Here is a 13,281-nt window from a genome sequence, read left to right as displayed (position 1 = left end):
GGCCGCAAGGCGGCCCCGTGCTTGATCACAGCTTGGCGATGGATACCTCGGTGGACTTCACGAAGGCAATCACCTCGCTGCCCACTTGCAGTTCCAGTTCACGTACGGAGCGGGTCGTGATGACCGATGTGACGATACCCGAGGCGGTCTGGACGTCGATTTCCGACAGCACCGGGCCTTCGAGGATTTCCTTGACGGTGCCTTTGAACTGATTACGGACGTTGATGGCTTTGATGGTCATTGGGGTGTTTCCTTTTCGATGGCTTCTGGGGGTTCAGTGCGCCCAACGCAACTGCGTGGGCAGGGGGGCAACAGGCTCCGGCTCGGGCGCAGTGCCCGGCGCAGAAAGGACTCGGTTGAGCACTTGGCTTTCAAGCGCGGCCAGGCGGTGCGAACCGCGCGGTCGTGGCCGTGGCAGGTCGACCGTCAGGTCGAGCCCGACTTCGCCGTCCTCGATCAGGATCACGCGATCTGCCACCGCAACCGCTTCACTGACGTCATGGGTCACCAGCAGCACGGTGAAACCATGCTGGCCCCACAGGCGCTCGATCAGTTGCTGCATTTCGATGCGCGTCAGTGCATCCAGCGCACCTAGCGGTTCGTCCAGCAGCAGCAGACGCGGTTGGTGGATCAGTGCGCGGGCAAGCGCAACGCGCTGCTTCTGGCCGCCCGAGAGGGCTGCGGGCCATTCGTTGGCGCGGTCGGCCAGGCCCACTGCCTCCAGCGCATCCAGCGCCCTGGCACGCCAATCGCCGGACAGGCCGAGCCCCACATTGTCGATGACCTTTTTCCACGGCAGCAGCCGCGAGTCCTGGAACATCAGGCGGGTTTCTTCCCGTGCCTCGTCCAGCGGTGCAGCACCTGCCAGCAGTTGCCCTGCCGTTGGTTGGTCGAGCCCAGCCAGCAGGCGCAGCAAGGTACTTTTGCCGCAACCGCTACGGCCGACAATGGCGACGAACTGGCCGGCCGGGACATGCAGGTCGATGCCTTTTAGCACCTCGCGCGAGCCGAAGGTTTTAAGCAGGCCCTTGGCGGCCAATGGAATGCCACGCAGCAGGTGTGGCGGATTGTCCTTGAGCACGGTCATGCGCCCTCCTTCCTGGCAACTTGATAAGCCGGATGCCATCGCAGCCACACACGCTCAAGGCCACGGGCAGCCAGGTCGGCGAGCTTGCCGAGCACGGCGTACAGCACGATGGCCAGCACCACCACATCGGTCTGCAGGAACTCCCGGGCGTTCATCGCCAGGTAGCCAATGCCGGCGTTGGCCGAAATGGTTTCGGCGACGATCAAGGTCAGCCACATGAAGCCCAGTGCGAAGCGCACGCCCACCAGTATCGAAGGCAAGGCACCGGGCAGGATCACCTGGCGAAACAGGCTGAACCCCGAAAGCCCGTAGCTGCGCGCCATTTCCACCAGGGCCGGGTCGACATTGCGGATCCCGTGGTAGGTATTCAGGTAAATGGGGAAGAGCGTGCCCAGCGCGACCAGAAAGATCTTCGCCGACTCGTCGATGCCGAACCACAAGATCACCAGCGGGATCAGGGCCAGGTGCGGCACGTTACGGATCATCTGTACCGAACTGTCGAGCAGGCGCTCGCCCCAGTTGGACAGCCCGGTGATGAAGCCCAGCACCAGGCCAATGCTGCCACCGATCACGAAGCCCAGCCCGGCACGCCAGCCGCTGATGGCCAGGTGCGTCCAGATCTCTCCACTGCGTACCAGGTCGACGCCGGCTGACAGTACGGCGCTTGGCGCTGGCAGAATGCGGGTTGACAGCCAGCCAGCGCTGACCGCCAGTTGCCACGCGGCCAGCAGCAGTACCGGCAGCGCCCAGGGCGCCAAGCGCTCTGTCACGGTATTCGAGGCTTTGCGACTCATACAGTACCCCTCATCGCTGGGCCACGGACTTGGGCAAGATGTCGTTGGCAACCATCTCGCCGAACGGGCTCACGTAGCCGCCGCCGGTGGCAGGCTGAGGCCGTTGTACGTCCAGGTGCGGGAACAACAGTTCGGCCACCCGGTATGACTCTTCCAGGTGCGGGTAACCGGAGAAGATGAAAGTGTCGATGCCCAGGGCGGCATACTCCTTGACCCGTGCGGCGACGGTCGGGCCATCGCCCACCAGCGCAGTGCCTGCACCTCCGCGAACCAGGCCTACCCCAGCCCACAGGTTGGGGCTGACTTCGAGCTTGTCGCGGCTGCCATTGTGCAGCGCGGCCATGCGCTGCTGCCCTACCGAGTCAAAACGGGCAAGCGATGCCTGGGCGCGAGCGATGGTGTCGTCGTCCAGATGGGATATCAGTTTTTCAGCCGCTTCCCACGCTTGCGCATTGGTCTCGCGCACGATCACATGAAGACGAATGCCAAACCGCACCTCGCGCCCTTGAGCAGCTGCCTTATCGCGCACCTGGGCGATCTTTTCAGCCACCGCGCTGGGCGGTTCGCCCCAGGTCAGGTACAGCTCGACCTGCTCTGCAGCCAGGTCTTGGGCGGCTTCGGACGAACCACCGAAATACAACGGTGGACGAGGCTGCTGGATGGGTGGGTACAACAGCTTCGCGCCTTTGACCTGGATGTGTTTGCCGTCGTAGTCGACTTCTTCGCCTTCAAGCACCTTGCGCCAGATGCGGGTGAACTCGACAGACGCTTCGTAGCGCTCCTGATGATTGAGGTGCAGGCCGTCACCGGCCAACTCATCCGGATCACCACCGGTTACCAGGTTGAACAGCGCCCGGCCATTGGACAGGCGATCGAGCGTGGCGGCCTGCCGCGCGGCGACTGTCGGCGAGATGATCCCAGGGCGCAGGGCTACCAGGAACTTCAGCCGTTCGGTAACAGGAATCAGGGAGGCGGCCACCAGCCAGGAATCCTCGCAGGAGCGCCCGGTGGGTATCAGCACGCCGCCGAACCCCAGGCGGTCGGCCGCCTGGGCAATCTGCTGCAGGTAGCCATGGTCGACCGCCCGGGCGCCTTGCGCGGTGCCCAGGTATTTGCCATCACCGTGCGTGGGGAGGAACCAGAAGATGTTGAGGCTCATTGGAGTTGTCTCCTAAGGGATAGCTGAGCCGGGGAAGGCCCGGCACGGGCAGATCAATCAAGGTGCACTGGCAACCTTGGCCGGGGGTGTCCAGATCACGTCCTTGATGCGCAGCGGCTTGGGTATGAGCTTGAGCGTCTGGAAGGTGTCTGCGATTTTCTGCTGGGCCGCCACTACGTCCGGCGTCAAGGGCGCTGCGCCGTAGCCTTGGCGCTTGACGGACGTCAGGGTGATGTCCGGCGTGAGCCCAAGCAGCGGAGCGACCTGGTCGGTGACCTCCTGCGGGTTGGCCTGCGACCACTCACCGACCGCACGTACCTGTTCGATGACGGTATTGATGACGGCCGGGTGCTGATTCGCATAACTGCGCGTGGCCAGGTAGAACTGATGGTTGTCTACCAGGCCCTGGCCGTCACGCAGGGTGCGGGCTTGCAGCTGCTGCTCGGCGGCGGCCTGGTACGGGTCCCAGATCACCCAGGCATCGACACTGCCACGCTCGAACGCTGCGCGCGCATCGGCCGGGGGCAGGTAGACCGGTTGAATATCGGTGTACTTCAGGCCTGCGTCTTCGAGTGCCCGTACGAGCAGGTAATGGACATTGGAGCCCTTGTTGAGGGCGACCTTTTTGCCCTTGAGTGCCTGCACCGACTGGATCGGCGAGTCCTTGGGCACCAGGATGGCCTCACTGTGAGGTGCGGGAGGCTCGTAGGCCACGTACAGCAAATCGGCCCCGGCGGCCTGTGCGAATACCGGAGGCGTTTCGCCGGTCACGCCGAAATCGACAGAACCGACGTTCAGCCCTTCGAGCAGCTGAGGGCCGCCGGGGAACTCGGTCCACTGCACCTGCACGCCCTGCTCGGCCAGGCGCTTTTCCAGCGTGCCCTTGGCCTTGAGCAGCACCAGGGTGCCGTATTTCTGATAACCGATGCGCAGGGTTTCAGCCTGTGCCTGGGTGATGGCGCCGAGGGACACAGCCGCCGCAAACAGGGCGACCAGACCACGACGCAAGAAGATTGTGCGCATGGCGCTCTCCTGTGCGATGGGGTTCGGGTTGCACCTGCTTGCCTCGTTGACGGGCGAGTAAGGTGATACAGCGGGTTTGCCGGATCAGATGCTCCAGCGAGCACTGATCAGGCGATCATTGAGCACACCGGGTGCTACCGGGCGCGGGCGCCTGGCCAGGGCCAGGTAGAAGGTTTCCAGCGAGTCGTGCAGCCGCTCTTCGAGGGCAGGCGCCAGCTGGGCCGGCTTATTGCCTTCGGCATAGGCGATCTGGCTGTCGTCGGCAAAGATCCCTTGCAGGGTCTCCTGGGCCTTGAGAGCCGACAGCACGGGCTTGAGGGCGTAATCCACGGCCAGCATGTGGGCAATGCTGCCGCCCGTTGCGATGGGCAGTACTACCCGGTTGGCCAATGCGCGCTCGGGCAGCAGGTCAAGCAGGGTTTTCAGCGCGCCAGCGAACGAAGCCTTGTACACCGGCGTGGCAACGATCAGGCCATCGGCCTGGGCCACCAACTGTTGGAAGTGCTGCACGTGCGAGCTGTCGAAGCGGGCATGCAGCAAGTCTTCGGCAGGAAAGTCGCGCACCTGCAAGGTGACGACTTCAACGCCACGGTGCTCGAGCCACTGCCGCGAACGTTCGAGCAACACGCCTGAGCGTGAGCGAGGACTTGGGCTACCACCGATTAATACGACCAGCATTGCTGCGCTTCCTTGGGTTACGGTAGGACGACATTATCAGCATCTTTATATATCTATAAATCATATTTAATTCTTTATTTATTCGATTTAGGTATTTACTGGTCGGTTTTTTGGTCAAAAAAAAAGGGCCGTCGAAACGGCCCGAAAATCCCTGCTTGGCTAAGCGCTATGCAACACAGTATTCACGCTCGGTTCGGTTGAGGCGTCAGACGCAGATAGGGTTTGACCGCCTTGTAGCCTTTTGGAAAGCGTTGCCGGATCTCTTCTTCGTCCTTGAGCGAAGAAACGATCACCACGTCGTCGCCGTCTTGCCAGTTGCCTGGCGTGGCGACCTTGTGCGAATCGGTCAATTGCAGCGAGTCGATGACCCGCAGGATCTCGTTGAAGTTTCGCCCGGTACTGGCGGGGTAGGTAATCGTCAGGCGAACTTTCTTGTTCGGGTCGATGATGAACAGCGAGCGTACGGTGAGGGTATCGCTGGCATTTGGGTGGATCAGGTCGTACAGATCGGACACCTTGCGGTCGGCGTCGGCGAGGATCGGGAAGTTGACCACGGTCTGCTGGGTTTCGTTGATGTCGTCGATCCAGCGGTGATGCGAGTCGACCGGGTCGACCGACAGTGCAATGGCCTTGACTCCGCGCTTGGCAAATTCATCCTTGAGCTTGGCCGTGAGCCCCAATTCGGTGGTGCACACCGGGGTGAAGTCGGCAGGGTGCGAGAACAGCACGCCCCAGCTGTCGCCCAGCCATTGGTGAAAACGGATCTTGCCTTCGCTGGAATCCTGTTCGAAATCCGGGGCGATATCGCCGAGTTTGAGGCTCATGGGATGCAGCTCCTGTGCTGGGGTGCCTGTGGAATGAATGTGCCTGAATTTCTTCAAACTTAAAAAGAATAAATAAAGCTTTGTTAATGCTTTTTATGCATAACAAATTTTGGTCACAAAAAAGCCTCGCATCAGGCGAGGCTCTTTAATGTGGCTACGGCTTACAGGAAATTGTAAGTGTAGTTCACGATGAAACGGGTCTGGTCCTGATCGGCCAACGAGCTTTCACCGGTGCCGCGGTATACACCGTGGCGCAGGCTCGCACCCAGGCCTTTGAACGTGCCTTCCTGGATGACGTAGTCGATCCGGGCGTCACGTTCCCACTCGCTGAAGTGGCCATTGCCGCTGGCGTTCTTGCCGTCTTCACCCTTGAGGTAGGAAACCGAAGCCTTCAGGCCCGGTACGCCGAGGCGCGCGAAATCGTAGGCGTATTGACCGAATGTGGTGTTCTCACCGGCCTTGGCGAACTGGTTGATCATGCTGTCGGTGAACAGGTAGAAGCTGGCGCCGCCGGCGCCTTCGAGCGAGGAACGCGAACCGTCCTTGCGCACGCTACCCTGGTTCAACCAGACGAAACCACCGTCGTCGTTGACGCGCTGGTGACCGAGCATGAGCGAGTGACCGCCCAGGGTGTAGGTGAACATTGCCGACCAGGTCTTGTTGTCGACCTCGCCAGGCGTCTTGGCAAAGCCGCCGTTGTTGTTGAAGGTGTAGCCCGAGTCACCGTTACGGCCATCGCTGCTGCTGTTGAAGTAGCGCAGGTCAGTCTTGAACGACTGGTCGTCAGCGATCTTGAAGACGTGGGTAGCGCCCAGGAAGTGCTGCTTGTAGAAGTCTTCCAGGTTCGAGTAGTAGTACTGCAGGGTCAGGTCTGGAGTGAGCTTGTAGTCCAGGCCGCCATAGCGGAACTTGTTGCTGTCACGGAAGGCGCCGTTGACCGACAGGCCGGTGCGGTTGCTCGAGGCGCGGCCCATGGCGTGGGTCAGCTGACCGGCGTTGATGGTCAGGTTGTCGATTTCCTTCGACTGGAGGGTGCCACCTTCGAAGGTCTGCGGCAGCAGACGGCCATCGTTGGAGACCAGGATCGGCAGGTTAGGCGCCAGGGCGCTGCCGTAATGGACTTCAGTCTTGGAGAACTTGGCCTTGGCGTTGGCACCCAGGCGAGCCCACTGGCTGACGGCGGAGCCGTCGGAATCGCTTGGGAAGAAGCTGCTGTTGTCAGGGTGTTTGCCACGGCCGCCATCGAGGTGGATGCCCCACAGAGCCTGGGCGTCTACACCGAAACCAACGGTGCCCTGGGTGAAACCGGACAGGTAATCCAGTTTGAAGCCCTGGCCCGATTCACGGTTGTCGGCGCCGCCGTCACGGTTGTCGCCATTGAAGTACATGGTGCGCGAGCTGACCGACAGCTTGCTGTCTTCAACGAAACCGGCAGCACCTGCTTGTTGGGCGAGAACACCCAGTGCCACGGCCATGGCCAGGCTGGACTTGTACATGCTTTGCTCCTCTACGTTCTAATTTTTGTGTATCTCAGGCGGCCGGGTCTGTTGCCCCGCTCACCGTGGATGGGCGATTTAGTCCCAAAGCGTGACCCTTTAGTCAATCATTTCTAAACGTTTCGCGACTTTGGTCTAAGGCGCCAACCTGCGCTACAGGATAATGACAATCCTATAAATCCAAAATGACTGTTTTGTGAATCGGTAAGACTTTTAAGGAATATGTAAGGAACCATTACTGCATTTTGTTGTAGCAAGTGGGTTTCTCATAACCCCCGGCTATTTGCAATCGTTTGCTCATAACCTCATTCCAATTGGATCTATAGGGACGCTGAGCCTAGCAGCGTCGGCTGATTTTGCCATTGCGCGTGGTCAAGCATCGACCAAGGGTGCCAAACACGCGCTAAGCTAATTCTTAAAAGTTATTTATTTTTAGTTTTTTAGATCAATTAGCCTTAGCTCATGCATCCTTTACCCGATGAGAGCTCACCATGAACCCGCACCGCACCCTGCGAATTCTCAGTACCTTAGCCCTTGCTGGCGCCAGCTGGATGGCCCAGGCGTCAGACTTGACCGTGGCGTATCAGACGACGGTCGATCCTGCCAAGGTGTCGCAGGTCGATGGCGACTACGAGACGGCGACCAAAGCCAGTATCGACTGGCGCAAGTTCGACAATGGTGCCGATGTGATCACCGCCGTTGCCAGTGGGGACGTGCAGATTGGTTATCTGGGCTCCAGCCCATTGGCAGCCGCCGCAACGCGCAAGCTGCCGATCGAGACGTTCCTGATCGCCACGCAGATCGGGGCCGGCGAAGCGCTGGTGGTGCGCGATGAAATCAAGACACCCCAGGATCTTGTGGGCAAAAAAGTCGCTGTTCCCTTCGTGTCAACCGGGCACTACAGCCTGCTGGCAGCACTCAAGCACTGGAACATCGATCCTGCCAAGGTGCAGATCGTGAACCTGGCACCGCCCGCGATCATCGCGGCATGGAAACGTGGCGACATCGACGCCACCTATGTCTGGGACCCTGCGCTGGGCGTGGCGAAGGAAACCGGCAAGGTGCTGATCACCTCGGGCGAGCTGGGCAAGGCGGGGGCCCCCACCTTCGACGCCTGGATCGTGCGCAAGGACTTCGCATCCAAGCACCCCGACGTGGTCAGGGCCTTCGCGCAGGTCACCCTGCAGGCGTATGCCGACTACCGAAAGGACCCGCAAGCCTGGCTGGCGAACCAGGACAACGTCGCCAAGTTGGCCAAGCTGTCCGGCGCCAAGCCTTCGGACATCCCGGTGTTGCTGCAAGGCAACGTCTACCCGCTGGCCGCAGACCAGGCCAGCGCCCTGGGTGCGCCCACTACCCAGGCCCTGACCGACACGGCCACGTTCCTCAAGCAGCAAGGCAAGGTCGAGGCCGTACTGCCGGACTACAGCCCCTACGTCAGTGCCCAGTACCTCCCCCACTGAATTTGCAGCCAATGACAGGAGCCTGACATGGCCTTGCTCGAACTGGAGCGCATCAGCGCACAGTACCCTGGTGCCGCGAGCCCGGTGCTGGCCGACATCACCCTGAGCGTAGGGCCGCGGCAGTTGCTGGTGGCGCTTGGGCCCTCGGGCAGCGGGAAGACCTCGTTGCTGAACCTGATCGCAGGATTCGTCAGCCCCAGCGCGGGACGCATCACGCTCGACGGCGTGCCCGTGCAGGGGCCAGGGGCCGAGCGTGGCGTGGTCTTTCAGGATGATGCCCTACTGCCCTGGCAGAACGTGCTGGGCAATGTCGCCTTCGGCCTGGAACTGGCCGGCGTGCCACGCGCGGCACGTGAAGCCAGAGCCCGCGAGATGCTCGCCCTGGTCGACCTTGCAGAGTTTGCCGAGCGGCGCATATGGCAGCTTTCAGGCGGCCAGAAGCAGCGCGTGGGCCTGGCCCGTGCATTGGCCGCCGACCCTGGCGTACTGCTGATGGATGAACCGTTCGGTGCCCTGGATGCGTTCACCCGCGAGCACATGCAGACGCTGCTGCTGGATATCTGGCAGCGCGCCGACAAACCTGTGTTCCTGATCACCCATGACATAGAGGAGGCCGTGTTTCTCGCCACTGAGTTGGTGCTGCTCGCACCCAGCCCAGGGCGCATCGTCGAGCGGCTTCAATTGGACTTCGGCCAGCGTTACGCCAACGGCGAGCCGGCGCGGGCGATCAAGTCCGACCCGCGCTTCATCGAAGCGCGCGAGCATGTGCTGGCCCGGGTCTTTTCGCACCGTCAATCCCAGGAGCGCGCATGAGCAGCATTGATATACCAGCGGCCAGTGAGCCCACTGTTCAATCAGCACCTGCCGCCAGCGGGGCTCGCTTGCTGCCCACCCGTTGGATCAGCGCATTGACCCTGGCCAGCCTAGTGCTGACCTGGTGGTTGGTCACGGCTGCCGGGTGGGTCGAGCCCCTGTTTCTGCCCTCGCCTGCTGACATCACGGCCAAAGCCTGGGTCTTGCTCACCCAGGGCTACATGGATGCCAGCCTGTGGCAGCACCTTGGCGCCAGTCTCGGGCGTATCGGCACGGCATTGCTGGCCGCGGTGTTCACGGCCATCCCGATAGGTATCGCCATTGGTTATAGCCGCGTGGCACGGGGCATCTTCGACCCGTTGATCGAGTTCTACCGGCCTATCCCCCCGCTCGCCTACTTGCCGCTGATTGTCATCTGGTGCGGGATCGGCGAGCTGTCGAAGGTGCTGCTGATCTACCTGGCGATCTTCGCGCCCATCGCCATCGCCACTGCCACGGGCGTGCGCACCACCGACCCGGCCAAGCTGCGAGCCGCGCAATCGCTGGGTGCGACCAGGGCCCAGCTGATTCGTCACGTGATCCTGCCCAGTGCGCTGCCCGACATTCTGACAGGCATTCGGATTGGCCTGGGCGTCGGTTGGTCGACGCTGGTAGCGGCCGAACTGATCGCCGCCACCAGCGGCCTTGGCTTCATGGTGCAGTCGGCCGCGCAATTTCTGGTCACCGATGTGGTGGTGCTGGGCATCCTGCTGATCGCGCTGATCGCGTTCGCGCTGGAGATGAGCCTACGCGCGCTGCAACGCCGACTGGTGCCCTGGCACGGGCAAAGCCACTGAACCCTACCGCTCGTGCGCCCGCAAGGGCGCCTGCCTGAAGAGACCGACATGAGCCTGACCATTACCCCACTCAGCCCGGCGCTGGGCGCACAGATCGGCGGCGTGGACCTTGCCCGCGACATCAGCGACGAGGTGCGCGACGCCATAGAACACGCGTTGCTTCGCCACCAGGTGCTGTTCTTCCGCGACCAGCCCATCGCCCCCGCCCAGCAGGCGCGTTTTGCGGCCCGCTTTGGCGACCTGCACATCCACCCCATCTACCCCAACGTACCCGATACGCCCCAGGTGCTGGTGCTCGATACTGCGGTCACTGACGTCCGTGACAACGCCGTTTGGCACACCGACGTGACCTTTCTGCCGACACCGGCCCTGGGCGCAGTGCTCAGTGCCAAGCACTTGCCGGCCTATGGCGGCGATACCCTGTGGGCCAGTGGCATTGCAGCCTTCGAGGGATTGTCAGCGCCGCTGCAGGCGATGCTGGTCGGGCTGACGGCGACCCACGACTTCACCAAGTCATTCCCGTTGGAGCGCTTTGGCACAACTCCGCAGGATCTGGCGCGCTGGGAGCAGACCCGGCGTGAAAACCCACCCTTATCTCATCCGGTGGTACGCACGCATCCAGCCAGCGGGCGCCAGGCACTGTTCGTCAATGAGGGGTTCACCACGCGCATCAATGAATTGAGCGAATCGGAAAGTGAGGCACTGCTGAAGCTTCTTTTCGCTCATGCCACCCGGCCAGAGTTCACGATCCGCTGGCGCTGGCAGGAAAACGACGTAGCGTTCTGGGACAACCGCGTCACCCAGCATTACGCAGTGGACGACTACCGGCCGAACCGGCGGGTGATGCACAGGGCAACCATTCTGGGCGATGCGCCCTATTAGCCGGAAGGCGCTTAGTCGGAGAGAGGCGGGGCGATCCTGGAAGGCCGAGCCATGAGGCTCGCCCTTCCAGGACGGGTCGATCAGCGCACCAAATGCAGGAACTGCATGTGCCGTTCGTACTGGTCGAGGATGTCGTTGATGATCTGTTCCTTGCTGTAGCCCACCAGGTCGTAATTCTGGCTGCCTTCGCTGAGGTAGACCTCCGCCCGGTAATAGCGACGGTTCTTCAACTCATGGGCACCCAGGCCACCACGGGCGAACGAGGGCGTGAAGTAACCGCGCATCTGCACCTGGTAGATGAACGGCTGTTCATCGCCATGGCCGACTTTCAAGCTGACGTTGTCATGGCTCGGGTCGTCCTGGGTGATCAGCACCAGCCCTTTCTGCTCGAACACCTCACGCACATCGGCAATGGCCGGGCGCACCACATCGTCCATGAACCGGTACACCTCGTCCCGCGAAGGGAAATGCACCGCCTGGCTCAAGCGCTGGCGCCAACCCCCACGGCCTCGGCGTGACTGGGCGAAGGGAGCCAGCGAATGCATCTGCGCGATCTGGCGCTGCGACTCCAGGTAGAAGGCCTTGTGCAGCCCCCACATCATGCACAACAGGATCAGCGAGAAGGGCAACGAGGTGAGCACCACCGCTGACTTCAGCGAGTCGATGCTGCCGGCGAACAGCAAGGCACTGGTCACCAGTGCCGTCATGGCGCCCCAGAAGATGCGCAGCCAGTTCGGGCCGTCCTCGTCTGCATCGCCGCCGGTCGCCGACAGCGTGGACAGCACCACGGTACCGGAGTCTGCCGACGTCACGAAGAACACGAAGCTGACGAACACCGTCATGGCAATCACCGCCTTGCTCCACGGGTAGGTCTCCAGCAGCAGGTACAGGCTCATGGACGGGTTGTCCAACGCGGCCTGGCCCAGCGCGGTCATGCCGTGATTGATGACCTGGTCCAGTGCGCTGTTGCCGAAGATCGACATCCACGCCAGGGTGAAGCCAAGCGGAATCAGCAGCACACCGAAGACGAACTCGCGAATGGTCCGCCCACGGGAGATGCGCGCGATGAACAAGCCCACGAACGGCGCCCACGCGATCCACCAGGCCCAGTAGAACACCGTCCAGCCACCCAGCCACTCACGGTTATCGCCATAGGCATAGACATCGAAGCTCTTGCGCGGCAAGGCACCCAAATAGTCACCCAGGTTCTGGATAAGGGTATTGAACAGGTGCTGGGTGGGGCCTGCGAACAACACGAAGAGCAAAAGCGAACAGGCCAGGAACAGGTTGATGTCGCTCATCACCCGTACGCCTTTTTCCACACCGGCTACTGCCACGGCTACCGCCGCGCCCATCATCAGCGTGATCAGCACCACCTGCACCCACTGGCTGTGGCTGATGCCGAACAGGTAATCCAGGCCGGCGTTGAGGTGCAGCACGCCAAAGCCCATGTCGGCCCCCAGGCCGAATACCGTGGCGATGATGCCGAAGCCGTCGACCGCATAGCCGATAGGCCCGTTGATGCGCTTGCCGATTAGCGGGTAGAGCGCAGAGCGCAAGGCCAGCGGCAGGTTGTGCCGGTAGGCGAAATAAGCCAGCGCCATGCCGACGAAGGCAAAGACGCCCCAACCGTGCAGGCCCCAATGCAGGAACAGGATCTGCATCGCCTGCCGCCCCGCCTCAGCCGTACCCCCCTCACCCTGGGGCGGCTGCAGCATGTGGGTAAGCGGTTCCGAGACGCAGAAGAAGAACAGCGTGATGCTGATCCCCGCAGCGAACAGCATGCCCGCCCATGACAGGTAGCTGAATTCGGGCTCGTCGTGGTCGGCACCGAGCTTGATCTTGCCGTAGCCGGATACGGCGGTGACCACCACGAAGACCAGATACAGGGTCATCGCCAGCATGTAGTACCAGCCTACCGTGTTGGCAGCCCAGTTCTGCGCCGCCAGCAACCACTGGCCTGCACTCTCCGGGTTGATGATGACCACAAGGCCAAAGATGAGGATGAAACTTGCCGCAAAATAGAACACCGGGGGGTTCATGCGGATCTTGCCAGGGGCAAGCGAAGGGGTCGGTGCACTCATGGCGTGTGCACCTCGTCAAAGGACGAAAGACGCATAATTAACGGGTTCAGCAAAGGAATCCTCCTGATGAACACCGGCAGCGGACCAGCGTTTTTTTAATTGAACAAGCGTTCAAGTTAAACATGGTTTGAGCCTCATTGCG

13 protein-coding genes are annotated in these 13,281 nt (G+C 61.7%); 4 read left to right on the top strand and 9 right to left on the bottom strand.

The window, feature by feature from the left end; all coding sequences use genetic code 11:
- Nucleotides 1–25: 25 nt before the first annotated feature.
- The 8 genes from NMB38_RS00990 to NMB38_RS00955 form a co-directional block, all read right to left on the bottom strand.
- On the bottom strand, nucleotides 26–241 hold the full coding sequence (locus NMB38_RS00990; RefSeq protein WP_003255829.1) for a TOBE domain-containing protein: 216 nt from the start codon (nucleotides 239–241) through the stop codon (nucleotides 26–28).
- A 33-nt stretch (nucleotides 242–274) separates the two neighbouring features.
- Nucleotides 275–1,087 carry an aliphatic sulfonates ABC transporter ATP-binding protein gene (gene ssuB, locus NMB38_RS00985; protein WP_028688181.1) on the bottom strand — a complete coding sequence of 271 codons (813 nt, stop codon included), beginning with the start codon at nucleotides 1,085–1,087 and terminating at the stop codon, nucleotides 275–277.
- Nucleotides 1,084–1,881 carry an aliphatic sulfonate ABC transporter permease SsuC gene (gene ssuC, locus NMB38_RS00980; protein ID WP_027914127.1) on the bottom strand — a complete coding sequence of 266 codons (798 nt, stop codon included), beginning with the start codon at nucleotides 1,879–1,881 and terminating at the stop codon, nucleotides 1,084–1,086. The genes ssuB and ssuC overlap by 4 nt, the downstream gene beginning before the upstream one ends.
- Nucleotides 1,882–1,891: 10 nt before the next feature.
- Nucleotides 1,892–3,040 (bottom strand): FMNH2-dependent alkanesulfonate monooxygenase, encoded by a 1,149-nt coding sequence (gene ssuD, locus NMB38_RS00975; protein ID WP_027914128.1) that lies wholly within the window; start codon nucleotides 3,038–3,040, stop codon nucleotides 1,892–1,894.
- A gap of 57 nt (nucleotides 3,041–3,097) precedes the next feature.
- On the bottom strand, nucleotides 3,098–4,063 hold the full coding sequence (locus tag NMB38_RS00970) for a sulfonate ABC transporter substrate-binding protein (protein WP_027914129.1): 966 nt from the start codon (nucleotides 4,061–4,063) through the stop codon (nucleotides 3,098–3,100).
- A gap of 84 nt (nucleotides 4,064–4,147) precedes the next feature.
- Nucleotides 4,148–4,741: an NADPH-dependent FMN reductase gene (ssuE, locus tag NMB38_RS00965; RefSeq protein WP_494354872.1), complete on the bottom strand. Its 594-nt coding sequence runs from the start codon at nucleotides 4,739–4,741 to the stop codon at nucleotides 4,148–4,150.
- Between the two features lie 182 nt (nucleotides 4,742–4,923).
- A complete protein-coding gene (locus NMB38_RS00960; RefSeq protein ID WP_049696777.1) occupies nucleotides 4,924–5,565 on the bottom strand; it encodes a peroxiredoxin in 642 nt (213 codons plus the stop codon).
- Nucleotides 5,566–5,726: 161 nt separating this feature from the next.
- The gene (locus tag NMB38_RS00955; protein WP_027914131.1) at nucleotides 5,727–7,061 is read right to left on the bottom strand and encodes an OprD family porin; all 1,335 of its coding nucleotides are present in this window, start codon (nucleotides 7,059–7,061) and stop codon (nucleotides 5,727–5,729) included.
- A 491-nt stretch (nucleotides 7,062–7,552) separates the two neighbouring features.
- Here NMB38_RS00955 and tauA point away from each other — a divergent pair, with 491 nt between their 5' ends.
- From tauA to tauD, 4 genes are read left to right on the top strand one after another with little or no spacing between them, the layout of a single operon-like run.
- Complete coding sequence (gene tauA / locus NMB38_RS00950) at nucleotides 7,553–8,524, top strand: taurine ABC transporter substrate-binding protein (protein WP_028688183.1); 972 nt, start codon at nucleotides 7,553–7,555, stop codon at nucleotides 8,522–8,524.
- Nucleotides 8,525–8,551: 27 nt separating this feature from the next.
- Nucleotides 8,552–9,337 carry a taurine ABC transporter ATP-binding subunit gene (gene tauB, locus NMB38_RS00945; RefSeq protein ID WP_028688184.1) on the top strand — a complete coding sequence of 262 codons (786 nt, stop codon included), beginning with the start codon at nucleotides 8,552–8,554 and terminating at the stop codon, nucleotides 9,335–9,337.
- Nucleotides 9,334–10,173, top strand: coding sequence for a taurine ABC transporter permease TauC (gene tauC / locus NMB38_RS00940; protein WP_028688185.1), 840 nt, complete (start codon nucleotides 9,334–9,336; stop codon nucleotides 10,171–10,173). The genes tauB and tauC overlap by 4 nt, the downstream gene beginning before the upstream one ends.
- A gap of 48 nt (nucleotides 10,174–10,221) precedes the next feature.
- Complete coding sequence (tauD, locus tag NMB38_RS00935; RefSeq protein ID WP_027914135.1) at nucleotides 10,222–11,055, top strand: taurine dioxygenase; 834 nt, start codon at nucleotides 10,222–10,224, stop codon at nucleotides 11,053–11,055.
- Between the two features lie 80 nt (nucleotides 11,056–11,135).
- Here the strand turns inward: tauD and betT are convergent, their stop codons facing one another.
- Nucleotides 11,136–13,097, bottom strand: a complete 1,962-nt coding sequence (gene betT, locus NMB38_RS00930; RefSeq protein ID WP_165919275.1) for a choline transporter BetT — start codon at nucleotides 13,095–13,097, stop codon at nucleotides 11,136–11,138.
- Nucleotides 13,098–13,281 lie beyond the last annotated feature (184 nt).

It is taken from the genome of Pseudomonas sp. FBCC-B35 (assembly GCF_059133755.1).
Note: the sequence above shows the minus strand (reverse complement) of the source record. Positions and strands in the feature narration are given on the sequence as shown.